The sequence below is a fragment of the Streptomyces sp. NPDC111656 genome, from assembly GCF_055656965.1.
Window position 1 is genome coordinate 28562 of record NZ_JBVKCA010000009.1, and the last position, 21511, is coordinate 50072.

Consider the following 21511-nt stretch of genomic DNA (forward strand, 5'->3'; position numbering starts at 1 on the left):
GGTGCGGTGGCGCCGAGGTCGGCGCCGACCGCGGTGATCAGGGGTGTGAGGCCGACGAGGGAACTGCCCACCGCGGCGGCAGGGGCGCGACCAGCGGGAGGAAACCGTCGAGTCCGGTCGACAGGTCGACGTCCATGTACGCGACCACGTCCGCCTCGGACCGGCTCCACACGTACTTCAGCGCGCGGCCCCGGCCCTTGGCCGCCAGGTGGACGGCGTGGACGTGCGGAAGACGCGCCGTCAGCCCGGTCGCCGTCTGCCAGGTGGCGTCCGTGCTCGCGTTGTCCGCGACGGTGATCCGGAACGGGAACGGGAAAGAGGCTTCGAGGTAGGCGTGGAGGCGGCCGATGCTGTCGCCGAGGACGTGTGCCTCGTTGTGGACCGGCACCACGATCTCGACCGACCGCTGCCGGACGCTTCCCGCGTTCGTTTCGTTCATGGCCCCGACGATCCGGGCCGGATCTGGGCCGTCGCTGAGCCCGCGCTGAGGGAAGGATGAGAATCAGGGAACTCACAGCTTCCGCACAGCCGGGCCCTGGCGGGTCACAGGAAGACCGGTGAACAGCCCGTACCCGTAAGTCAGTTGTGGCTGGACGAAGCGATCAACTCGTCGATCAGAGTGATCAGTACGTCCCGGCACGACCCGCGCTCACGGGCGTCGCAGAGCAGCACGGGGGTCCGTTTCGGCAGGGCCAGGGCGTCGCGGATCTCCTCGGGGGTGTACGGGTGGTGCCCGTGGAAGCCGTTGACGCCGACGACGAAGGGGATGCCGCGCCGCTCGAAGAAGTCGATGGCGGCGAAGCTGGACTCCGGCCTGCGGACATCGATGAGGACCACGGCGCCCAGGGCGCCGATCGCGAGGTCGTTCCACATGAACCAGAACCGCTGCTGGCCCGGGGTGCCGAAGAGGTACAGGACCAGTTCGGGGCTGAGGGTGATCCGCCCGAAGTCCAGGGCCACGGTGGTGGCCCGCTTCGCCTCGATGCCGTCGAGGTCGTCGACGTTCAGACCGGCGGAGGTGAGGGGTTCCTCGGTGCGCAGCGGGACGATCTCGCTGACCGCCCCGACCATGGTCGTCTTGCCGACGCCGAACCCTCCGGCGATCAGGATCTTGACCGCGTCGGGAGCGGGGGGTGCGTCGGGTGCCGAAGTCCCGCGCGCGGCGGGGTCAGAGCCGGCCAAGGCCGTCCCTCACTTTCTGCAGCAGGTCCAGGTCCGGGGTACGGGAGACGAGACGCGGAGCCTGGACGGTGATCCGGCCCGCCTCCAGCAGATCGCAGAGCAGGATCACGACCACGCTCACCGGCAGGTCGAGTTCGGCGGCGAGTTCCGCCACCACGATGGGCTTCGCGCACAGCCGCAGGATCCGGGCGTGCTCGGGCTGCGGCCGGGTGGCGCCCTCGGGCGGCGGATCCACCGCGGTCACCGACGTGATGAGGGTGAAGTCGGCGCGGCTGGGCCGGGTGCGGCCTCCGGTCAGCGTGAACGGCCGTACCAGTCGGCCGGCCGCGTCGCCTTCGCTCACCTCACTCGCCGTTGTCGGCCGCGGCGGTGACGCCCGCACGAGGTGCTGCCCTGAGGTGCTCGCCGATCTTCTTCACCAGCATGTTCATCTGGTACGCCACGACGCCGACGTCCGCGCCCTGGTTGGTGAGCACGGCGAGATGGGCTCCGGGGCCCGCGGCGGTGAGGATCAGATAGCTGTCGCGCATCTCGATCAGCGCCTGGCGCACCGGACCGCCGCGGAAGTCCATGCTGACGCCCTTGCTGAGGCTCATCAGGCCGGACGCGGTCGCCGCCAGCCGTTCGGCGTCGTCGCGGACGAACGCCGTGGACTTGCTGACGACCAGTCCGTCCTCGGAGAGCACGACGGCGTGGTTCACGTCGGCGACCCGTTCCACCAATCCGGTGAGCAGCTGGTCGAGCTGGCTGTGTGTGGCGGTGCTGGGGCGTGTCATTTCTCTGTCCTTCACGAGCGGTCGGCGGGCGGAGTCCACGAGCGGTCTGCGGGCTGGGTCGGGGCCGGGTCCTCCCCGTGGTCGTACGACGGTTCCTCGCCCCCGTGGTCGTACGACATCTCCTCGTCGTCGCGCGCCCGGAGCGTCCCGCGCTGGAAGCCCGCGAGTGAGGAGGCGGCGCGCTCCGCGGTGAAGTCGGCGAGGTCGGAGGCGTCCTTGTCGTCGGCGTGGTCGGCCTCGGAGGGCGCCGCATCCTCCCGCAGCTCCGTGGCCAGGCTGGTCTGCGGCACCCGGCGCGGCAGCGGAGCAAGTCCGTCGCGGCCGGCGGCGCCCTGAGCGGGGCCGGAGCGGGGCGCGGCGGAGTCGGTCGTGCGGGCCCGGGCGGAGGGGGGTGCCTCCTCCGCCCGTTCATGGGGCCGGCGCTCCGGGACCGCGTCGTCGGCGGAGCCCTTCGCCGCCACGACCCCCGCCGGTACCGCGACCTCCCCGTCGGCGGCGGGGGAGTCGAGGGTCTCGCGGACCACGATGTCGTGCGGGATCAGCACGATCGCGGTGGTCCCGCCGTACGGCGAGGAGCGCAGGGTGACGGCGATGCCGTGCCGGGTGGCGAGCCGCGCGATCACGAACATGCCGAGCCGCAGGTCGTCGGCGAGTGCCACCACGTCGAACTGCGGGGCCACCGCCAGCTGGGCGTTGAACGCGGCGTAGTCCTCCTCGGACAGGCCCAGGCCCCGGTCCTCGATCTCGACGGCCAGACCCTTGGCCACCATCGCGGCCCGCACCCCCACCGGGCTGGGCGCGGGGGAGTAGGTGGTCGCGTTGTCGATGAGCTCGGCCAGCAGATGGATGACGTCGGCCACCGCGGGCGGGCTCAGGTACACCTCGTCGTCGGTGTGCACATCCACCCGCTGGTACTGGGCGACCTCACCGACGGCGCTGCGCAGGATGTCGATCAGCGCGACCGGTTCGGTCCAGCTGCGCCGGGGCTGCTCGCCGCTGATGATGACGAGGTTCTCCTCGTAGCGGCGGAGCTGGCTGGCGGTGGAGTCGAGTTCGTACAGGCCCTTGAGGATCCCCGGGTCCTGGTGCTCGCGTTCCAGCGCGTCGAGCTTGCTGAGCTGAAGGTTGACCAGGTTCTGGCTCTGCCGGGCGATGCCGAGGATCACCTTCTGGAAGCCGCGTCGGGTGTCGGCGAGTTCCACCGCGGTGTACACCGCCGTGCGCTGGGCGGTGTTGAACGCCTTGGCCACCTGACCGAGTTCGTCCTCGCCGTAGTCGAGGGGCGGGGTGGCGGACTCCACGTCGACCTTCTCGCCCCGGTTCAGCCGGGTGACCACGTCGGGCAGCCGCTCCTCGGCGAGGCTGAGCGTGGCCATCCTGAGACCGCGCAGCCGCCGGGAGAGGGAGCGGGTGATGCGCCAGGACATCACGACGCACACCAGGAGGGCGACGAGTCCGCCGGCGCTCAGCGCGGCCGCCTTGATCAGCAGGCTGTGCGCCTTGTCGGCGCTGCGGTCGAGCAGTTGCGTGGTCTGCTGCTGGATCAGGTTCGTGTACTGGTCGGAGATCCTGCCGAGCGCGGTGTTCCAACGTGCGTGCGCGTCGGGCAGGTCGACCGTCCTGGCCACCCGGCCGTGAGCCGTCCGGGCCGCGACGATCTGGTCCTCGACGGTCTCCAGGGTCTTCCAGTCCTGGCTCTGGAGGACCCGTTCGACCTGGTCCTTCACGGTGCCGTGCAGCGAGTTGAGGACCTGGCCCTGGAAGACCCAGCGGCGCACGTCGACCCGCTGGGCGAACTGCTGCCACGACTGCTGGTCGAGCTTTCCCGAGGGCCAGGCGAGCGCGAGCTGGGCGTCCTCCTGGGCGACCAGCTCCGCCGCGTTCCCCACCGTGATCAGCGGCCCCGCCTGCGAGGTGAGGTCGCCGTCGTCGACCTGGGAGAGTTCCTGGAAGGCGTGGATCTGGTCGCCGATGATCGAGGTGTACTGGTCCAGGGCCTGCTGGGCGGTGATGTCGGTGGGGTGGTCCACCTGTCCCCGGTAGTACTCCAGGCTTCCCACCGAGGCGATGACCGAGTACATCCGGTCGCCGATCCGGGCGGGCGCGTGTCTGAAGTCCTCGGACCGGCGCACCAGTTTCGCGACCGCGACGTCCGTGCGCCTGCGCTGCCGGTCCAGGGCGGCCCGGGAACCGTGCGGCGAGGCCATCCAGGCGGCCGACAGGCTGCGCTCCTGTTGCAGCGCGAGCGTCGCCTCGGTGCCCATGGCACCCGTCGACCGGCTCAGTCCCGTCTGTTCGCGCAGTCGCAGCCCCTCCGAGAAGATCTGCGTCGTCGTCACACCCCACATGGTGGCGAGAGTGACGCTGGGGACCAGCGCCAGCAGGATCAGGGAGAGACGTATGGAGCCGAGACGGCGCCGGGCACCGGTCCGTGGAGACATCGTCGTCCTAGAGCGATCAGCGATGAGGGGGTGCGCAGGATGCTATCCGTACAAGTGACCGTACGCACCGTGAGGGACGGAAAACCTTGGTGACGCCTGTGCGCGTGGCAGCGCTTCAGCGGGTTCCGTTCGTCGCGAACTTCGCGACCGAGGAGACGTTCTCCTTGGTGACGAACGCGGGTCCGGTGAGCACGGGAGCGGTTCCACCGCCGCTGAAGTTGCCGTTGGAGTGGTAGAGCCAGAGCGAGTCCACGGCCAGATAGCCCTGGAGATAGGGCTGTTGATCCACCGCGAACTGCACGTCCCCGCTCTGCACGGACTTCACCAGAGTGCTGTTGAGGTCAAAGGTGGCGACCTGGGCCTTGCTGCCCGCGGCCTTCACCGACTTCACCGCGGCGAGCGCGAACTGCGCACCCAGCATGACGACTTCGTCGACGCTCGGGTCCTGGCGCAGTCTGGCCGTGACGGCGGCGCCCACGGCGTCCATGTCGGTGCCGTTCACATAGAGCATGTCGGTCTCGCCGCCGAACGTCTTCTTCACCCCGGCGCAGCGGGCCTCCAGAGCGATGTTGCCCTGTTCGTGGATGACACACAGGGCGTGCTTGGCCTTGAGCTCGTCCAGTTTGTCGCCGGTGGCCCGGCCCGCGACGCTCTCGTCCTGGCCGAAGTACTCCAGCAGGCCCTCGGACTTCCAGGCGTCGATCCCGGAGTTGAGACCGACCACCGGTATCCCCACCGCCTTGGCCGCGCCGACCGCGCTCTGCATCGCCTCCGGCTTGGCCAGCGTCAGCGCGATGCCGTCCACCCGGTCGCGGATCGCGTCCCGCACCAGGCCGGCCTGGGCGGCGGCCTCGGAGTCGCTCGCGTATGTCAGGTCGATGTCGTCCTTGGCGGCCGCCGCCTGTGCGCCCTTGCGCACCAGCTCCCAGAACGCGTCTCCGCGGGCGCCATGGGTGATCAGGGCGACCTTGATCCGGCCGGTGCCCGCCTTGCCCGCCGAGGCGTCGCTCGTGTCGTTCGAGCCGCCGGAGCCGGAGCAGCCGGCGGCGAGCAGACAGGCCGCGGTGACGGCGGCGACGAGGGCGGCGCGGTGCGGGGATCCGGGGAAGTGGTGAGGTGTGGGGGACATGTTCATGGGTGCGGCACCTCGCTGTGCGGCCCAGCGGCGGGTCGATGAGAGTGAGATCGGTGCGATGTCGGGATGTTGTGCACCGACTGTCGTACTTTCGTTGGGCCGGAGCCAATCGTGTGTCACACTCGGCCGTCAAGTGAGCGGGCATATGCCGGAGGTGGCCGACGCGGGGGTGCCGTCGCCGCATCGTCACTAGTTGGACGCGTGATGAGTGAGTTGAGTGGTATCGCACCTTCCGCACAGGGCACGGATGTTCAATGATGGTGCGCGGGCCCGCCGTTGGCGGGCTGCCTGCGTTCACACGGGGGAGGACGAGATGACGCGTGAGGTTTCCGCTGTCCGTGCCGTGCTGCGTACGGGAGTGACAGGCGCCGCGGTCGTCGGCCTGTCGGCCATGTCGCTGGTCGCCGGGACCGCGTACGCGACTCCGTCCGGCCCCGGTGTCACCGCGACGGTGCTGTACCGGACCACCGTGGGGAACACGGACTACACGCTTCGGGAGATCACCATCCCGCCCGGCCAGAGCACCGGCTGGCACTACCACGACGGTCCCCTCTACGGCCTCGTGAAGAAGGGCACCCTGAGCCACTTCGACGCCACCTGCGCGCAGGACGGCACCTACCCGGCCGGCCGTACGATCACCGAACCCCCGGGTCCCGCCCATGTGCACATAGGCCGCAACGAGGGCTCGGTCCCCGTCGTCCTGGACGTGCTGTACGTCCTGCCCCACGGCTCACCGTTCTCGGAGGACGCGCCCAACCCCGGCTGCGACTTCCAGTAGCGCCCGAGAGGCCTTGGGGTGAGATCACTCGAACGGCAGTGCCTGTTCGGCCCAGATCGTCTTTCCGGTGCCGGTGGTGCGGGTGCCCCAGCGGTCGGTGAGCTGGGCGACGAGGAGCAGCCCGCGCCCGCCCTCGTCGAAGGTGCGGGCCCGGCGCAGATGGGGTGAGGTGCTGCTGGCGTCGGAGACCTCGCAGATGAGGGTGCGGTCGCGGATGAGCCGGAGCTGGATGGGCGCGCCGCCGTAGCGGATGGCGTTGGTGACCAGTTCGCTGACGACGAGTTCGGTGACGAACGCGACCTCCTCGAGCCCCCAGCGGGCCAGCTGCTCGGTCGCGTACTGCCGGGCGGTGGCGACCTCCGCCGGATCGGCGGGCAGGTCCCACACCGCCACCTCGTCGCTGTCCAGGGTGCGGGTGCGGGCGAGCAGCAGGGCCACGTCGTCCTTGGGATGCTTCGGCAGCAGCACCTGGAGCACGTTGTCGCAGGCCTCGTCCAGATTTCCGGCGGGAACCGTCAGTGCGCTGCACAGCACAGCCGTGCCCGCGTCGGCGTCGAGGTGACGGGCCTCGAAGAGACCGTCGGTGTAGAGGGCGAGGACGGTGCCTTCCGGCAGGTGCAGCTCGGTGGCTTCGAAGGGGAGCCCGCCCACGCCGAGCATCGGTCCCGCGCTCACCTCGACGACCTTCACGGTGCCGTCCGGGAACAGTACGGCGGGCGGCGGGTGCCCGGCCGTGGCGACGGCGCAGTGCCCGGAGACCGGGTCGTACACCGCGTACAGACAGGTGGCGCCGATCTCCGCGCCGGTCGGGCTCTCGTCGGCCGCCAGATGTCCGACCAGGTCGTCGAGGTGGGTGAGCAGCTCCTCCGGGGGCAGGTCGACGTCGGCCAGCGTCCACACCGCCGTACGGAGCCGGCCCATCGTGACGGAGGCGTGGATGCCGTGCCCGACGACATCGCCGACGACGAGCGCCACCCGGGTTCCGGACAGCGGGATCACATCGAACCAGTCGCCGCCGACGCCCGCCCGCGACAGCGCCGGAAGGTAGCGCGAGGCGAACTCGACCGCCGCCTGTCCCGCCATCGCCTGGGGCAGCAGACTGCGCTGGAGGGCCAGGGCGGTCGTGCGCTCCTTGGCGTACCTGCGGGCGTTGTCCACGCAGACGGCCGTGCGGCTGGCCAGCTCCTGGGCCAGCGACACGTCGTCCTGGTCGAAGGGGTCCGGACTCTCGGCGGTGAGCAGCCTCACGAAGACCGCCACCCCCAGCGTCGTACCGCGCGCCACCAGCGGTACCGCCATCAGTGAGAAGTCCCGGCGGTCCGCCTGGTGCGGCCTGGCGGCCCGGGCGCCGTGCCGGCTGAGCCATCCGTCGACGTCCGGGTCGCCGGTCCTGGTGAGCACCGCGTGCCCGGTGACCAGGGCGCGGACCGGTGGGGAGGAGGACGGGTAGACGTCCGCCGCGCCCAGGTCGATCGCCGCTTCCTGCACCCCGGCGGTACGGGAGTGGTGCGCGACCCGGCGCAGCTCCACATCGGCTTCCACCGGGCCGCCGGTGGGCTCCTCGCCCTCGACCACCGAGTCCAGCAGGTCCACGCTCACGAAGTCGGCCAGCTCGGGCACCGCCAGCTGGGCCAGCTCACGGGCGGTGTGGATCACGTCCAGCGTCGTACCGATGGCGGCGGCGGACTTGCTCAGCAGGGCGAGCCGCTGCCGGGCCCGGTACTGCTCGGTGCTGTCGTAACCGGCCAGCGAGACGCCGAGCAACTGTCCGGAGGGGGCCCGCAGCGGCCACATCTCGATGTTCCAGGCGTGCATACGCAGTCCGGAGGGCGCCCTGGTCCAGCTCTCGTAGTGGACGGGGCGGCCGGTCTCGACCACCTGGCGCAGATGGTTGAAGAAGCCGCGGCTGTGCTCCGCGTTCTCGACGGTGTCCGGAAAGTAGCGGTACAGGACCTCGGCCTCCTGGACGCCCATGATCCGGCAGGCGGTGTCGTTCATCCGCAGATAGCGCTGTTCGGTGTCGAAGACCGACATCGACACCGACGCCTGCTTGAACGCCAGCTCTCCCAGGTCGCGGCCCCGCCCGTCCGGCGCCGCGGTGATCACGTATCCGGCCGGCGCCCCCTCCCGGCCCTGGAGCGGGTACGCCCGCAGGGCCAGCTCGGTCCGCTGCCCGTCCTGGCGCCGTACGGGCACCACACCGTGGCCGCCGTTCGCCCGCAGCGCCCGCCAGGCCTCGTGTGGGTCCCCGTCCAGCAGGTCCGACACCGGTCGGCCGGTGACCTCCGCCGCGGCGTACCCGGTCAGCAGCTGCGCGCCCTCGCTCCAGCCGGTCACGACTCCGTGCGCGTCGACCACCACCATGGCGTCACCGGCCGTGGTTGCCCGCCCAGCATCGCCCGGGATTTTCACCATATGTACAAGGATGATGTGATACGGCAGTCACATCAACCCGGGAGTGGGCGGGAATCCGGTCCAGGAGGGGTCGCTCGGCAGCCGCAGGGGGTTTCAGGGGTGCGGGACCGGGGTGCCGGCCGCACCACGGCGTCACGGCCGCCGCCCGGCTGACCGCATCTCCCGAGGACTCACCCCGTACCGCTGCCGAAACGCCGTACTCAGCGCACTCGCCGAGGAGAACCCCGAGGCGAAGGCCAGATCGGTGATGGTCAGGTGCTCGCAGTCGCCGCACTGGAGGCGCTCACGCACCAGCCGCAGCCGCTCCTCCCGGATGAGGTCACGCGGAGTGGTGCCGGCGCGCTGCAGGGCCAGCTGGATCTGACGCAGGGACCAGCCGAGCACGTGCGCCATGGACGTACCGGTGAGACCCGGGTCGGCGGCGTGTTCACGGACGTAGCGGCGGACCATCGTCTCCACGTCCGTGAGTTGGCCCGCCCCGTCGGGGCGGTCGTCGCCGAGGGTGAGCATGCACAGCAGCTCGACGACGCGGTCGGAGACGGCGTTGAAGTGCGGGTCGGTGAGGTGGTCCCGCTCCGCGTGCAGGTCGCCGATCATGGAGCTCACCACCCGGCCGAGCCCCCTGCTCAGATCGAGCCCGGTGGCCAGCGGCGACTTGCGGTTCAGCGGGCCGTCCATCTCGCGCGCGGGGATGGTGAGGACGAACGCGTGTGTCGAGGCGCCCTGGAGGCATTCGAAGGGTGCCCCGAAGCTGACGAGGGTGCCGGTGCCCGGTGTCAGCCGGGCCTCCTGGCCGTCCTGCCGCAGCACGAGCTCCCCGCTGAGCGGCAGCAGTAATCGGTAGTCCTCGTCGGGGTCCTGGCGGACCTGGCGGGCGGTCCTGCTGTACGCGACCTCGTCCGACCAGAACTTGACGAGCTGATAGCGCTCGGTGCGCTGGCGGACCGTCGCGCCATGGAAGTCGTCGGTGCGCGCGTACCGGTAGTTCATTCTGGCCTGGTAGGGCCCGACGTGCTCGCTCCAGAAGTCGGCCCGCTCGCGCGGATCCACCTCCGCGGTCGTCCGTGTTTCCACGATGTAGCTTTCCGCGGGCAATGACACCCTCAACTCCCGTGAAGCGAGCGGTAGTTACTCCAAGTCAGCCTAATGCATACAGTCCGTGCGCCCCACGGCAACTTCCTTGCGCGCGACGGCAAGCGCTTGTAGCGACGGGCGGCTAGGGTCGTGCGACCCGTCAACTTGCATATGCCATTGAGGACTTCATGACCGAACGGATACCGGAGGCGGCGTTCTGGTGCCTGGCCGTCGGGCTGCTCGCCGTCATCGTGCTGCTGGTGCGCCAGCGGGGGATCACGGGACGGCAGCGCGGCCGGAGCGCCGAGTTCGCGGACGCGCTGCGGGCCCGGGACGAGGAGCTGCGCCATCTGGTCGCGGTCCGCCTGCCCGCGCTCGAAAGCGCCCCGCACCAGCCCGCCTCCGCGACGGGTCACCCCCTGTCCGCACCAGGTCACCCTCTCCCCGCACCAGGTCAGCCCCTGCCTGCGCCAGGTCAGCCCCTGCCCGCGGCCGGTTCGTCCCTCCCCGCCGTGGGCCTCCTCGACGCGCGGCTGGCCGACACCGACTTCGCGAAGTGTCTCGACGGTCTCCTGGAGCGGTTCTCCGACGCCGTGCGGCACGCACAAACCCGCGCCGACCAGTCCGCGAAGGCCGCCCTCAAGGCGTCGATGCGCTCCATCCAGGCCCTCGCCAACGAGCAGCAGGTGTCCATCTCGGAGATGCAGGACCGCCACGACCACCCCGACGTGCTGCGCGACCTGCTCGAGATCGACCACACCAACGCCCAGTTCGGCCGTCGCGCGCAGGCCATCGCCGTACTGTGCGGCTCCTGGCCCGGTCGCCAACGGGCCACCTCACCGCTCATCGAGGTGGTCCGCGGCGCGACCTCCCGCATCCGCGACTACCGGCGCATCCGCATCAACGGACAGGCCGACATCGCCGTCGAGAGCCGGGCCGTCGAACCGGTCGTCCTCGCCGTCGCCGAGCTCCTGGACAACGCCGCGCGCCACTCGCAGCCCAACACCACGGTCGAGGTCAGCGTCCAGGCGGTGCACAACGGCGCCGTCGTGGTCATCGACGACGCGGGCGTCGGCATGGACAGCCGCGGGTCCGAGCACGCCGCCGCGCTGCTGACCGGCCGCCGCGCGGTGGACGTCACCCGCCTCGACGACCCGCCCCAGTTCGGCTTCGCCGTCATCGGCGTCCTCGCCACCCGCTACGGGTTCAGCGTCTCCGTGGACACCCGCTCCCCGTACGGCGGCGTGCGCGCCGTGGTCTTCGTACCGGCCGCGCTGCTCACCCACGCCGACCCGGTGCAGGAACCCCCGCCGCCGAGGGAACCGGCGCGCACGCCCCGTCGTACGGCCCGGACGAGCGGGCCCGCGGAGGCGACGACTGCCGGCGGACTGCCCAAGCGGCGCCGCCGCGCACCCGTATCCCCGCCCGCCGCCGAACAGCCTCCGACGGCCCCGGGCGAACCAGCCGCACCAGCCGCACCAGCCGCACCTGCCGCATCGGCCGAGGAGAGCGTGGGTCGCTCCGCGGAGGAGAACGCCCGGCGCATGGGCGCGTTCGCGCGCGGCACCCGCTCCGCGCGGGCCGAGCAGGACACCGCACCCTCCTCACCCACCGCGGCCGAAACCCCCCACGACATCGAAGCCCCCCACGAATCCGAAGGGAACACACAGGGATGATCGCGCCCATGACCAACGAGCTGGGGTGGATGCTCGACGAGGTCCTGAAGATGCCGGAGGCGCGACACGCCATCCTGCTGTCCGCCGACGGCATGCTCCGGGCCCACTCCGCGGACATCGGCCGCGACGACGCCGAGCGGCTGGCCGCGGGCCTGTCCGGGGTGCAGTCGATCAGCCGCAGCACCGCCGAGTTCTGCGGCAGCGCGACCGCGCCGTGGCGGCAGACCCTGATCGAGTTCGCGCACGGGTACGTCTTCCTCGTCGCCGCCGGGCAGGGCGCCCACCTCGCGGTGTCCACCGGCGAGAACGTGGACATGGAGGCGGTCACCTACCGCATGCACAAGTTGGTCGACCGGCTCGGCAAGGAGCTGACCAGCCCGGCCCGGCAGGACACCGGCAGCCCGGCATGACGCCCGGGCGCCGACCGGGCGGGAGGCTGGTGCGGTCGTACGTCGTCACGGACGGCCGCGCCCAGCCTTCCCGTAACACCCTCGACCTCGTCACCCTGCTGATCGCCGCCGACGACCTGCCGCTGACGGGGCTGAACCCGGAGAAGCGCCGGCTGATGGAGCTGTGCCGGCCCGGAGCGCTGTCGGTCGCCGAGGTGGCCGGTCATCTGGAACTCCCGGTCAGCGTCACCAAAGTACTGATCGCCGACCTCATGGACAGCGGTCACCTCGTCACCCGGGCGCCGGTACCGGCCGCCCGTCTCACCGACGCCCGCATCCTCCAGGAGGTACTGGATGGGCTCCGCGCCCGCCTCTGACGACGTCCACCTCGGCCCGGGCGTGCGAACCGCGGTCAAACTCCTGATCGTGGGCCACTTCGCGGTCGGCAAGACCACGTTCGTCGGCGCGCTCTCCGAGATCCGGCCGCTGCGCACCGAGGAGGTGATGACCGAGGCGGGCGCACGCGTCGACGACCTCGCCGGTTCGAGGGAGAAGACGACCACCACCGTCGCCCTCGACTTCGGCCGCCTCACCCTCAGCGACGCCCTGGTGCTCTACCTCTTCGGCACGCCCGGACAGCACCGCTTCACCGAACTCTGGAAGGACATGACCAGCGGCGCGCTCGGCGCGCTGGTGCTGGCCGACACCCGGCGGTTGTCCGAGTCCTTCGACGTCATGGGCGTACTGGAGGAGCTGGGCCTGCCGTACGCCGTCGCGCTCAACGACTTCGACGCCGCCTGCGCGGCGCACGACCTGGACGAGGTGCGCGAGGCCCTCGACCTGCTGCCCTCGACCCCGCTCGTGCGCTGCGACGCCCGCGACCGGGTCTCGTCCACCGAGGCGCTGATCGCCCTCGTCGAGTACCTGATGACCCGCAGCGGCGAACTGGAGCCCGTGTGACCTCCGAACCACCACCGCCCGGCTGCCCGGCGCACGAGCCCCTGTACGGGCCCGGGTTCGCGGCCGACCCCGCCGCCGTCTACCGGCGGCTGCGTACGGCAGGACCGACCGCGCCCGTCGAGCTCGCACCCGGCGTCAGAGCCACCCTCGTCACCTCCTACGACGCCGCCCTGCACGTCCTGCGCAGTCCGGAGACCTTCTCCAAGGACCCCCGCCGCTGGCGCGACCTCGCCGACGGGACCGTCCCGCCGGACAGCCCGGTCGTGCCGATGATGATGTACCGGCCCAACGCGCTGTTCACCGACGGCGAGCAGCACGAGAGGCTGCGCGGCGCGATCACCGACAGCCTCGCGCTCGTCGATCCGAACACCCTGCGCGGCTATGTGGAGCGCAGCGCCGACACCCTCATCGACCGCTTCGCGCCGCTCGGCACCGCGGATCTGCTCGGCGAGTACGCGCAGGTCCTGCCGCTCCTGGTCTTCAACCACCTCTTCGGCTGCCCGGCCGAGTACGGGGTCCGGCTGGTCGAGGGCATGTCCGGGATCTTCGACGGGGTGGACGCGGAGAAGGCCGACGAACTGCTGACCAGCACCCTGCTCGACCTGGTCGCGCTGAAACGGGGCAACCCCGGCCAGGACATGACGTCCTGGCTGATGGCGCACCCCGCGGGTCTCACCGACGAGGAGATGATCCACACCCTCGTGGTGCTGATGGGCGCCGGCACCGAGCCCCAGCAGAACCTGATCGCGAACAGCCTGCGGCTGCTGCTGTCCGACGAACGGTTCGCGGGCGACCTGTCCGGCGGCAGCCTCCCGGTGGAGGACGCCCTCGACGAGGTGCTGTGGACCGATCCGCCGATCGCCAACTACGCCGTGCACTATCCGCTGCACGACGTCGTGTACGAGGGAGCGGTGCTGCGCGCGGGCGATCCGCTGGTCGTCAGTCTCGCCGCGGCCAACACCGATCCCACCCTGACGACAGATCAGCGGGCGGGCAACCGGGCCCACTTGGCATGGAGCGCGGGACCCCACAACTGCCCGGCACAGAGCCCGGCCCGGCTGATCGCGACGGCCGCGGTGGAGAAGCTCCTCGACCGTCTCCCTGATGTCGAACTTGGTTTGCCGGTGGGGGAGTTGTCCTGGCGGCCCGGCCCGTTCCACCGCGCGCTGGCGGCGCTGCCCGTACGTTTCCCGCCCACCGCGACGGTCCAACGGCCCGAAGGTGAGCGCCAGTCGTACGCGAGCCCCCTCCCGGCTCTCGTGACCGAGCCCCCCGCCCCGGAGCCCGACCACCCGCGAAGCGGCTGGACCCGACTCCTGTCCTGGTGGCGCGGCGAGTGAAGCCCGGCTTCTAGGGCCTGTCCGGCGGAGCATGCCGCAGACGCGGGGCTTGGCACGCACATCTGCGGCGTTGTCGTCACTCGCCGACTCCCCCGAGCTCTCGGCTTCGCTCGAGCAGGGGGGATCCCCATCGCGTCGACTCCCTCCTCCGCCTTGCAGCTGCACGCACCAAGCCCCGCTCACCAGCGCTTATGAGGCGCCGCCCGTTTCCTGCGACCTGATCCGCCGGACAGGCCCTAGCGGATCCGGGCGGGCAGGGTGCGGTGGCCGTTGGAGATGAAGGAGTCCACCGGCTCCAGATCCGACGCCGGTGCGGCGAGTCGGAGGTCGGGGAAGCGGTCGAAGAGGGCGGGGAGGGCTATGCGGGCCTCCAGACGGCCCAGTGGGGCGCCGAGGCAGCGGTGTACACCGTGCCCGAAGGCCAGGTGTTCCTTGTCCGCCCGGGTGACGTCGAAGAGGTCGGCGTCCTTGCCGTGGCGCTCGGGGTCGCGTCCGGCGGCGGCGTACGCGGCGAGGATCGCTTCGCCCCGGCCGATCACCGTGCCGTCCGGACCGCCCAGTTCGGCGAGGTCGAGGTCCTCCACGGCGTAGCGCAGCGGCAGGCTCGCGACGGGCGCCTCCACCCGCAGGGTCTCCTCGATCAGGTCGTCCCAGGTGGCGCGTCCGGCGCGGAGGTGTGCGAGCTGCTCGGGGTGGGTGAGCAGGGCGTGCACGGCGTTGTCGATGAGGTTGACCGTGGTCTCGTGACCGGCGCTGACCATCAGGACCAGCGTGTCGAGCAGCTCCTGCTCGCTCAGCCGGCCGTCGCCCTCGTCGCGGGCCGCGATGAGGCCGGAGGTCAGGTCGTCGCCGGGCGACTCCCGCTTCTCGGCGACCAGTTCACCCAGTACGGCGTACAGCCTGGCGTAGTTGCCCGTCACCTCCTCGGGCTGCGCGGAGGTGTGGAAGATGCTGTCCACCAGGTCCCTGAGGTCCGCCCGCTTGTCCTCGGGCAGTCCGAAGAGCTCGCTGATCACCCGGATGGGGATCGGATAGCAGAACTCCTCGCGCAGATCGACGACTTCGCCGCGCTCGCCGGCCTCGGCGATGCGGTCGAGGAGGCCGGAGGTGATCTCCTCGATCCTGGGTTGCAGCGCGGCCGTGCGGCGGGCCGTGAACGCCGTGGAGACGAGGGTCCGCAGCCGCCTGTGGTCGCCCCCGTACGCGGTGAACATGTTCTGCACCGCGACCCAGGTGAACAGCGGCCACTCGGGGGAGATCTCCCCGTTGATCCAGGCGGGCCAGTGCCGGCGCGGGTCCTTGGACACCCGTGGGTCCAGGAGCAGCCGTTTGAGCAGCTCGGGGCTGCTGACCGCCCAGGCCTCGACGCCACCGGGAAGGGCGACCCGGGTCGCCGGTCCGCGCGCGCGGATGCGGGCGGCTTCCGCGTGGATGTCACGGCCCGTCGCGTCCACCACCAAGGGGCTCGGGTGGCCCGTCAAGGGACTCGGGGTTCCCATCGGAAGCCTCCCTGGCGCTCGGACGTCGGTACGGCGCGTCACGCTACGCGAGGGTGGCGTTCCCCGACGCGACCGTCCGGTATCCATTGCGTGCGAGGGCAAAATCCCTGCGCGTACAAGCAAGTTGGAGGACAGCCCGCCTCCTGGAGCCGTACCGTCACAGCTCCCGCCCCGGCCGCCCATTGCCCTGAGCCCGGCCGGGGCGGGCCCCTTCCGTTTCGCTTTCCCTACACCTCGGTCGCCATCTGCTGCCGGCGGCGCCTGCGCAGCAGACGTCGCTTGCGCGGCTCCTGGTGGGGAAGCCAGCCGAAGGCCAGGCAACTGCCGGTCGCTCCGAGGAGGAGGCCGATGAAGAAGCCGCCGAGGTTGGAGGTGAGCCAGGTGCCGAGGGAGAGGAGGATGCCGAGCAGGGAGTAGAAGAGGCGCTGCGTCGGGTTGAAGAGGATCAGCAGACCGCACAGGATCATGACCGTCGGCAGCAGATAGCCCGCCATGCCCTGCATCCCGATGTGCATGACGACCTTCAGGGACGCCTTCTCGGTGAGGAGGATCTCCGCCCCGCCCAGGGTGAGCAGCAGCCCGCCCCAGAAGGGGCGGTCCGCACGCCACTGCCGGAAGCCGGACCGCAGATCCCGGACGTCCGACATCAGCAGCCCGAGTCGCTGAAGCGGAGCTTGAGACCGGGGAGCTTGAACACCGCCGCGGTGGTGGCGTAGTTGGTCTGCCGCAGGTTCCCGATGTGGACGGTGTCGGCCTGCTGGCTGAAGACGCCCTTGTTCCCCTGGACCCCGGCCTTGTCGAGCGTGCTCGCGTCGTTGCCGATCTCGATGTTGTTGAAGGCCGCGTCGCCCGACAGCTCGGTCGAGTCGGTCGTCAGATTGGTCGCCTGGACCTTGTCCGTGCCGCCGCCCGCGGTGATGACCAGGTTCGTACCGCCCAGGTCGACGCTCTGGCACAGCTTGGTGAGCGTCGCGTTCTTGATCGCGGAGGTGATGACGAGGACCTGGCCGCCGGTGTCGCCGGCGTTCGGGCTGCCGTCGGCCATGTTGTCGAGGTTGCCGAACTGCTCGAATCCGGTGCCGTTGAGTTCGGTGGCCGTGACGGTGAAGGGCATGCCGGAGATGGCGAACTGCACCCCCAGAGCCCCCTGGGCGGTGAGGATCATCAGTCCCGCGGCGACCGCGGTGGCAGGCACCGCCATCACCGCGGCGCGGCGCAGGCGGACCCGCCCACGTCTGCCGGAACCGCTTTCGTTCTCGGGGGTCGAATCGGTGGACGCCGTGGCGTCCGAGGACGAGGCCATGTTCTGCTCCCTGGACATAGACATGCAGGTGGGGCTTCAACGGGCACGTTGTCCTGGCGCGGACAGCGGCTGCCGCGCACGCCTCCTCACAACTCCCGGTGGTCGCAAGGGCTTTCTCGTTACGCAGCAGTAGCCGACGTGGAAGTTACCGGGGGTTACATTCGTGGGTCAAGAGACTTGTGGCAAAGGGATGTTGATTGTGTGCCACCTGTGGAGACCCGGCCGCGCTGACCTCGCACTCGCCCCCGCGACGACCTCGTGGCGGGGTCTGCGAACGCCTCGTACGTGGAACCGTGTTGACCTTCAACTTCCTTACTAGGCCTTGACGTTGACCATTCATCAGGTCTAGAACTCTGCATGGTTTCCCTTGGATCCGTGGCGCCGGATCCGATGCGCGGCACGTACGCCACCTCCTGGACCCCCCGCTCCTCGCGGGGCGGCCGTGGCATGTCTGAACGTGCGGTGCGCTCCAACGCCGAAACCGCCTCCCCCCGCGGCACCGGCACGGCACTTTCCCCCCTGAGCCGTGTCCGGTCGCCCGGCTTCCGCTGCCGGTCCGTGACGTAAGGAGAAGGCGTCTCGGACCGGCAGCGGTCCGCCGTGACGGCATGTCCGCGACGGCCTCGTACCCACCCGCACCCCCGTTTGAGAAAGAGGCACCCCCATGCGCACTCGATCCCTGCTCGCCCTCCTCGGTACCGCCGCCGCGCTCTCGGTCTCCGCGATCGCCCCCGCCTCCGCGGACGACACCCCCGTGCTCACCGCCGGCGGAGCCGCCGTCGCCACCGGTGACGTCCTCACCGCGTCACTGGCGAGCGGCACCGCCGCAACGCTCTACTCCAGCGCGACCGGCACAAGCGGTGTCTCCTGTGCCGCGTCGACCTTCACCGCCTCCGTCACCGACAACCCGACGGCCCCCGGTGCGGCCACCGAGTCCCTCAGCGCCCACACCTTCGGCAGTTGCACCAGCAATGTCATCGGCGTGCTCGGCGTCACCAGCGTCACGGTCAACAACCTCCCGTACACCACCACGGTCGCCTCCGACGGCACGGTCACCGTGACCCCGGCGGCCGGCTCCACCATCCAGACCACCGTCGTGCTGCGGACCCTGCTGGGCAGCATCAACTGCGTCTACCAGGCGCCCAGCCTGACCGGCACGGCGAGCAACACCGACAACAGCATCACCTTCACCAACCAGGCGTTCGCGAAGTCCTCGGGCTCGTCGCTCTGCTTCAGCAGCGGCTACTTCACCGCGAAGTACGCGCCCGTCTCCGACACCACCCAGTCGGGCACGGCGGTCACCGTCAACTGACCCGACCCGGACGACCGGTCACCGACGGCGTCGCAGCGTGATGGCGACGCCCGCGGTGAGCAGGAACGCGACCGCTCCCCCCGCCCCGGCGACGAGGGGGAGCGTGTTGCTGCCGCCGGTCGAGCTGTCCGCGGCCGGCGTGAGATGGTCGGGCGCGGTCACCTCCGTCGTCGCCGCGGTGGTCTCCGGGGCGGGCGACGGCGACCGGTCGGTGGGGGTGGCCGTGGTCGCGTTCGGCTCCTGGCTCGGCTGAGCCGTCCGGTTCGCCGTGGGGGTCGTACGCGCGGGGGACGAGGTCGTCGGCGCGGCGGCCCCGCCGCCGCTCGCGGCAGGGAAGACCACGTCCGAGCACGAGTAGTACGTGTCGCTCGTGCTCGTGTTCTGCCAGATCGTGTACAGCATCTGCCGACCGGTCCGGTCGGAGGGCAGCGTGGCCTTGATCCGGTAGGCACCGTTCACCAGCGCCGGATCGGTGGCGGTCGCGAACGGTTTCGTCGGCAGATCCGACCACTTGAGGGGCTTGGTCGGGTCGTACCCGGGCTTGGACAGATACAGCTTGAAGGTCCCCGTGTGCGGAATCGTCGAACTGTAGGAGAGCGTGAAGGTCGCGCCCGGCGTCATCCGTGTGGAGGGCCAGTCGGCGCGGGCCAGGTTCAGTCCCTTGTAGGCGGGCAGACCCCCGCTGCACAGCTGCCCGTCCGGGATCACCTGACGGTCCCTGCCGCCCACACCGGCGACCCGAAGGTTGTCCCAGGCGGTGAAGGGCGCGCCGTTCGCCGCGATCGCCGCCCTGCAGGCCGCCGTACCGGTGTTGCTGCCGCCCTCCGGCGAACAGGCCACCACCCGGCTGACCGGATCCGTCGGCGCGCCGTGCGCCTGGGCAGGACCGACGGCCCACGTCAGGAGAAGCAGCGGGGCCGCCACGGCGACAGCGGCCGCGGTGGCGGTGCGGTGTGCGGTCATCCGGTGGGTCTCCTCGCGGGGGTGGGGCGGCGGGTGCGGCCGTACGGCATCGCGCGCAGGCGTGGCCGCACCGTGAAGTACGGGGACACAGGGCCGTGCGTTCAGATGCGCGAGCCAGGTGAAACCGGGCACTCCCGGCCAACGGGGAGCCCTTGAGGGGCGGTTACCGGCCAGATCGAGGGTTTCCCCTGTATCCGTATTACCTGGGCTTTGCCTATCGTTCGGGCACAGCCGACCCACAGGCAACCCCTGACAGGTCGCTCGCGACGTACGGCCGGCCCCCGCGCCGCTTCTGGATTGCACCCCCCGCCGCTTCGACGACGAAGCGATTCGACCGCTGCTCCGCCGCGCCCTTCGCCGCCCGGAGCCGGCCACGAAAGGCAAGCCCTTGCGTCCCGCCCCCGCACGAGAAGTCCGACGGAAGCTGATATCCGTCGCCGCGGTCTCCGCGGCCCTGCTGGCCGGAATGACCACCACGGTCGCCGCCGCCCAGCCGTCCACCGCGACCGCCACCGGCAAGACGGCGGTCACCCCGGCGGCGCAGGCCGCCGCCCAGGCCGTCGCCGCTCCCGCCGAGCGCCTCATCGTCGGCTACAAGTCCGGCGCCGCCGAGGCCACCTCCAACTCCGCCGCCTCCGCCGACGCCGAGACCAAGGGCAAGGAGGCGGGCGAGAACCTCGACTTCACCCGCCGCCTCGGCACCGGCGCGGCCCTCGTCGGCCTCGGCGACAGACTCGGCACGAAGGACGTCGCCGACGTCATCGCGCAGTACCGCGCCGACCCGCAGGTCGCGTACGCCGTACCGGACCGCCTGAACACGCCCCAGGCCGACCCGAACGACACCGAGTACACCAAGCAGTGGGACCTTTACGAGGCCAAGGCGGGCATGAACGTCCCCGGTGCCTGGTCCACCTCCACCGGCAGCGGGGTGACGGTCGCCGTCATCGACACCGGTTACGTGGCGCACTCCGACGTCGCCGCGAACATCGTCGCCGGCTACGACTTCATCTCCGACACGGCGGTCTCGGTCGACGGCGACGGACGCGACAGCAACCCGGCCGACCCGGGCGATTACTACGCGGCGAACGAGTGCGGTTCCGGCATCCCGGCGAGCGACTCCTCCTGGCACGGCACGCACGTGGCGGGCACCATCGCCGCGGTCACGGGCAACAACAAGGGCATCGCGGGCATCGCCTACGGCGCGAAGATCTCCCCGCTGCGCGTCCTCGGCAAGTGCGGCGGCTACGACTCCGACATCATCGACGCCATCACCTGGGCCTCGGGCGGCACCGTCTCCGGCGTCCCGGCCAACGCCAACGTCGCCAAGGTCATCAACATGAGCCTCGGCGGCAGTGGCGCCTGCACCTCGGCCACCCAGAGCGCCATCACCGCCGCCGTGAACCGCGGCACCACGGTCGTCGTCGCTGCGGGCAACGACAACGACAACGCCGCGAACTACTCCCCGGCGAGCTGCAACAACGTCATCACCGTCGCCGCGACCGGCCGCAGCGGCTCCCGGGCCTCCTACTCCAACTACGGCTCGATCGTCGACATCTCGGCCCCCGGCGGCGACATGAGCACCGCCACCGCCAACGGCATCTACTCCACGCTGAACTCCGGTACGAAGACCCCCTCCTCGGAGTCGTACGCGTACTACCAGGGCACGAGCATGGCCACCCCGCACATCGTGGGCCTGATCGCGCTGATGAAGTCGGCGAACTCCTCGCTCACCCCGGCCCAGATCGAGACGGCCGTCAAGAGCAACGCCCGTGCCCTGCCCGGCACCTGCTCCGGCGGCTGCGGCGCGGGCCTCGCGGACGCGACGAAGACCGTGCAGGCGGTGAGCGGTGCGACCACGGGCACGACCTTCTCCAACACCACCGCCCTCTCGATCCCGGACAACGGGTCGGCCGTCGAGTCCTCGATCGCCGTCAGCGGCCGCACGGGCAACGCGCCCTCCACCCTCCAGGTCGGCGTCGACATCACCCACACCTACCGCGGTGACCTGGTGATCGACCTGGTCGCGCCGGACGGCTCGACGTACCGCCTGAAGTCGTCCAGCACCTCGGACTCCGCGGACAACGTCACCACCACCTACACGGTCGACGCGTCCAGTGAGACCGCGAACGGCACGTGGAAACTCCGCGTCCAGGACGTGGCCGCCTCGGACACCGGCAAGCTCAACAGCTGGAAACTGACCCTCTGAGCGCGGCCCACGGGGGGAGGGGCGGCCCACGCGCGGCGTGGGCCGCCCCTTTCGGCTCAGCC

20 protein-coding genes are annotated in these 21511 nt (G+C 70.9%); 8 read left to right on the forward strand and 12 right to left on the reverse strand.

Going from position 1 to position 21511, the window contains the following annotated elements:
• Positions 1-37: 37 nt before the first annotated feature.
• From ACZ7M3_RS26035 to ACZ7M3_RS26060, 6 genes are all read right to left on the reverse strand, one after another.
• Positions 38-439, reverse strand: a complete 402-nt coding sequence (locus ACZ7M3_RS26035; RefSeq protein WP_472065994.1) for a glycosyltransferase — start codon at positions 437-439, stop codon at positions 38-40.
• 140 nt (positions 440-579) lie between these two features.
• Positions 580-1182 carry a GTP-binding protein gene (locus tag ACZ7M3_RS26040; protein ID WP_472065996.1) on the reverse strand — a complete coding sequence of 201 codons (603 nt, stop codon included), beginning with the start codon at positions 1180-1182 and terminating at the stop codon, positions 580-582.
• Entirely contained in the window at positions 1169-1525 is a 357-nt protein-coding gene (locus tag ACZ7M3_RS26045) for a DUF742 domain-containing protein (protein ID WP_054236773.1), read from the reverse strand. Before ACZ7M3_RS26045 ends, ACZ7M3_RS26040 begins: the two co-directional genes overlap by 14 nt.
• Before the next feature lies 1 nt (position 1526).
• Positions 1527-1958: a roadblock/LC7 domain-containing protein gene (locus tag ACZ7M3_RS26050; protein ID WP_351304703.1), complete on the reverse strand. Its 432-nt coding sequence runs from the start codon at positions 1956-1958 to the stop codon at positions 1527-1529.
• Positions 1959-1969: 11 nt separating this feature from the next.
• Entirely contained in the window at positions 1970-4399 is a 2430-nt protein-coding gene (locus tag ACZ7M3_RS26055; RefSeq protein ID WP_472065998.1) for a sensor histidine kinase, read from the reverse strand.
• A 115-nt stretch (positions 4400-4514) separates the two neighbouring features.
• Complete coding sequence (locus ACZ7M3_RS26060) at positions 4515-5534, reverse strand: substrate-binding domain-containing protein (protein ID WP_472066000.1); 1020 nt, start codon at positions 5532-5534, stop codon at positions 4515-4517.
• Between the two features lie 313 nt (positions 5535-5847).
• On the opposite strand from ACZ7M3_RS26060, the gene ACZ7M3_RS26065 reads away from it, so the two are divergent.
• The gene (locus ACZ7M3_RS26065; protein WP_095852076.1) at positions 5848-6312 is read left to right on the forward strand and encodes a cupin domain-containing protein; all 465 of its coding nucleotides are present in this window, start codon (positions 5848-5850) and stop codon (positions 6310-6312) included.
• A 24-nt stretch (positions 6313-6336) separates the two neighbouring features.
• Here ACZ7M3_RS26065 and ACZ7M3_RS26070 read toward each other — a convergent pair whose 3' ends face one another.
• Positions 6337-8727: a SpoIIE family protein phosphatase gene (locus tag ACZ7M3_RS26070; RefSeq protein ID WP_472066002.1), complete on the reverse strand. Its 2391-nt coding sequence runs from the start codon at positions 8725-8727 to the stop codon at positions 6337-6339.
• A gap of 132 nt (positions 8728-8859) precedes the next feature.
• Positions 8860-9801, reverse strand: coding sequence for an AraC family transcriptional regulator (locus ACZ7M3_RS26075; RefSeq protein WP_472066004.1), 942 nt, complete (start codon positions 9799-9801; stop codon positions 8860-8862).
• A 188-nt stretch (positions 9802-9989) separates the two neighbouring features.
• Between ACZ7M3_RS26075 and ACZ7M3_RS26080 the strand changes: the two genes are divergently transcribed.
• The 5 genes from ACZ7M3_RS26080 to ACZ7M3_RS26100 are packed head-to-tail and all read left to right on the forward strand — an operon-like array spanning position 9990 to position 14166.
• Positions 9990-11477 carry an ATP-binding protein gene (locus ACZ7M3_RS26080; RefSeq protein WP_472066006.1) on the forward strand — a complete coding sequence of 496 codons (1488 nt, stop codon included), beginning with the start codon at positions 9990-9992 and terminating at the stop codon, positions 11475-11477.
• Positions 11474-11887, forward strand: coding sequence for a roadblock/LC7 domain-containing protein (locus tag ACZ7M3_RS26085; RefSeq protein WP_095852073.1), 414 nt, complete (start codon positions 11474-11476; stop codon positions 11885-11887). Before ACZ7M3_RS26080 ends, ACZ7M3_RS26085 begins: the two co-directional genes overlap by 4 nt.
• The gene (locus ACZ7M3_RS26090) at positions 11884-12243 is read left to right on the forward strand and encodes a DUF742 domain-containing protein (protein ID WP_355620490.1); all 360 of its coding nucleotides are present in this window, start codon (positions 11884-11886) and stop codon (positions 12241-12243) included. The genes ACZ7M3_RS26085 and ACZ7M3_RS26090 overlap by 4 nt, the downstream gene beginning before the upstream one ends.
• Positions 12221-12826, forward strand: a complete 606-nt coding sequence (locus tag ACZ7M3_RS26095) for a GTP-binding protein (protein WP_472066008.1) — start codon at positions 12221-12223, stop codon at positions 12824-12826. Before ACZ7M3_RS26090 ends, ACZ7M3_RS26095 begins: the two co-directional genes overlap by 23 nt.
• Complete coding sequence (locus ACZ7M3_RS26100) at positions 12823-14166, forward strand: cytochrome P450 (protein ID WP_472066010.1); 1344 nt, start codon at positions 12823-12825, stop codon at positions 14164-14166. The genes ACZ7M3_RS26095 and ACZ7M3_RS26100 overlap by 4 nt, the downstream gene beginning before the upstream one ends.
• A gap of 236 nt (positions 14167-14402) precedes the next feature.
• On the opposite strand, the gene ACZ7M3_RS26105 is transcribed toward ACZ7M3_RS26100, so the two are convergent.
• The 3 genes from ACZ7M3_RS26105 to ACZ7M3_RS26115 all read right to left on the reverse strand — a co-directional run bounded on the left by ACZ7M3_RS26105 (position 14403) and on the right by ACZ7M3_RS26115 (position 16968).
• On the reverse strand, positions 14403-15665 hold the full coding sequence (locus tag ACZ7M3_RS26105; RefSeq protein WP_388516582.1) for a cytochrome P450 family protein: 1263 nt from the start codon (positions 15663-15665) through the stop codon (positions 14403-14405).
• Positions 15666-15892: 227 nt separating this feature from the next.
• Complete coding sequence (locus ACZ7M3_RS26110) at positions 15893-16312, reverse strand: DUF6114 domain-containing protein (RefSeq protein ID WP_355307811.1); 420 nt, start codon at positions 16310-16312, stop codon at positions 15893-15895.
• Positions 16312-16968, reverse strand: a complete 657-nt coding sequence (locus ACZ7M3_RS26115) for a DUF6230 family protein (protein WP_054236784.1) — start codon at positions 16966-16968, stop codon at positions 16312-16314. The genes ACZ7M3_RS26110 and ACZ7M3_RS26115 overlap by 1 nt, the downstream gene beginning before the upstream one ends.
• 664 nt (positions 16969-17632) lie before the next feature.
• Between ACZ7M3_RS26115 and ACZ7M3_RS26120 the strand changes: the two genes are divergently transcribed.
• Positions 17633-18280, forward strand: a complete 648-nt coding sequence (locus ACZ7M3_RS26120) for a Tat pathway signal sequence domain protein (RefSeq protein ID WP_472066012.1) — start codon at positions 17633-17635, stop codon at positions 18278-18280.
• A gap of 18 nt (positions 18281-18298) precedes the next feature.
• On the opposite strand, the gene ACZ7M3_RS26125 is transcribed toward ACZ7M3_RS26120, so the two are convergent.
• Entirely contained in the window at positions 18299-19243 is a 945-nt protein-coding gene (locus ACZ7M3_RS26125; protein ID WP_472066014.1) for a lytic polysaccharide monooxygenase auxiliary activity family 9 protein, read from the reverse strand.
• A 466-nt stretch (positions 19244-19709) separates the two neighbouring features.
• On the opposite strand from ACZ7M3_RS26125, the gene ACZ7M3_RS26130 reads away from it, so the two are divergent.
• Complete coding sequence (locus tag ACZ7M3_RS26130) at positions 19710-21449, forward strand: S8 family peptidase (protein ID WP_472066016.1); 1740 nt, start codon at positions 19710-19712, stop codon at positions 21447-21449.
• The last annotated feature ends 62 nt before the right edge of the window (positions 21450-21511 follow it).

Bases quoted from the DNA above. Each gene is read 5' to 3' on its own strand.
- ACZ7M3_RS26035 (WP_472065994.1), bottom strand. From the start codon at position 439: ATGAACGAAACGAACGCGGGAAGCGTCCGGCAGCGGTCGGTCGAGATC.
- ACZ7M3_RS26050 (WP_351304703.1), bottom strand. From the start codon at position 1,958: ATGACACGCCCCAGCACCGCCACACACAGCCAGCTCGACCAGCTGCTC.
- ACZ7M3_RS26110 (WP_355307811.1), bottom strand. From the start codon at position 16,312: ATGTCGGACGTCCGGGATCTGCGGTCCGGCTTCCGGCAGTGGCGTGCG.
- ACZ7M3_RS26060 (WP_472066000.1), bottom strand. From the start codon at position 5,534: ATGAACATGTCCCCCACACCTCACCACTTCCCCGGATCCCCGCACCGC.
- ACZ7M3_RS26120 (WP_472066012.1), top strand. From the start codon at position 17,633: ATGCGCACTCGATCCCTGCTCGCCCTCCTCGGTACCGCCGCCGCGCTC.
- ACZ7M3_RS26055 (WP_472065998.1), bottom strand. From the start codon at position 4,399: ATGTCTCCACGGACCGGTGCCCGGCGCCGTCTCGGCTCCATACGTCTC.
- ACZ7M3_RS26070 (WP_472066002.1), bottom strand. From the start codon at position 8,727: ATGGTGAAAATCCCGGGCGATGCTGGGCGGGCAACCACGGCCGGTGAC.
- ACZ7M3_RS26115 (WP_054236784.1), bottom strand. From the start codon at position 16,968: ATGGCCTCGTCCTCGGACGCCACGGCGTCCACCGATTCGACCCCCGAG.
- ACZ7M3_RS26095 (WP_472066008.1), top strand. From the start codon at position 12,221: ATGGGCTCCGCGCCCGCCTCTGACGACGTCCACCTCGGCCCGGGCGTG.
- ACZ7M3_RS26125 (WP_472066014.1), bottom strand. From the start codon at position 19,243: ATGACCGCACACCGCACCGCCACCGCGGCCGCTGTCGCCGTGGCGGCC.
- ACZ7M3_RS26085 (WP_095852073.1), top strand. From the start codon at position 11,474: ATGATCGCGCCCATGACCAACGAGCTGGGGTGGATGCTCGACGAGGTC.
- ACZ7M3_RS26080 (WP_472066006.1), top strand. From the start codon at position 9,990: ATGACCGAACGGATACCGGAGGCGGCGTTCTGGTGCCTGGCCGTCGGG.
- ACZ7M3_RS26065 (WP_095852076.1), top strand. From the start codon at position 5,848: ATGACGCGTGAGGTTTCCGCTGTCCGTGCCGTGCTGCGTACGGGAGTG.
- ACZ7M3_RS26105 (WP_388516582.1), bottom strand. From the start codon at position 15,665: ATGGGAACCCCGAGTCCCTTGACGGGCCACCCGAGCCCCTTGGTGGTG.
- ACZ7M3_RS26090 (WP_355620490.1), top strand. From the start codon at position 11,884: ATGACGCCCGGGCGCCGACCGGGCGGGAGGCTGGTGCGGTCGTACGTC.
- ACZ7M3_RS26130 (WP_472066016.1), top strand. From the start codon at position 19,710: ATGACCACCACGGTCGCCGCCGCCCAGCCGTCCACCGCGACCGCCACC.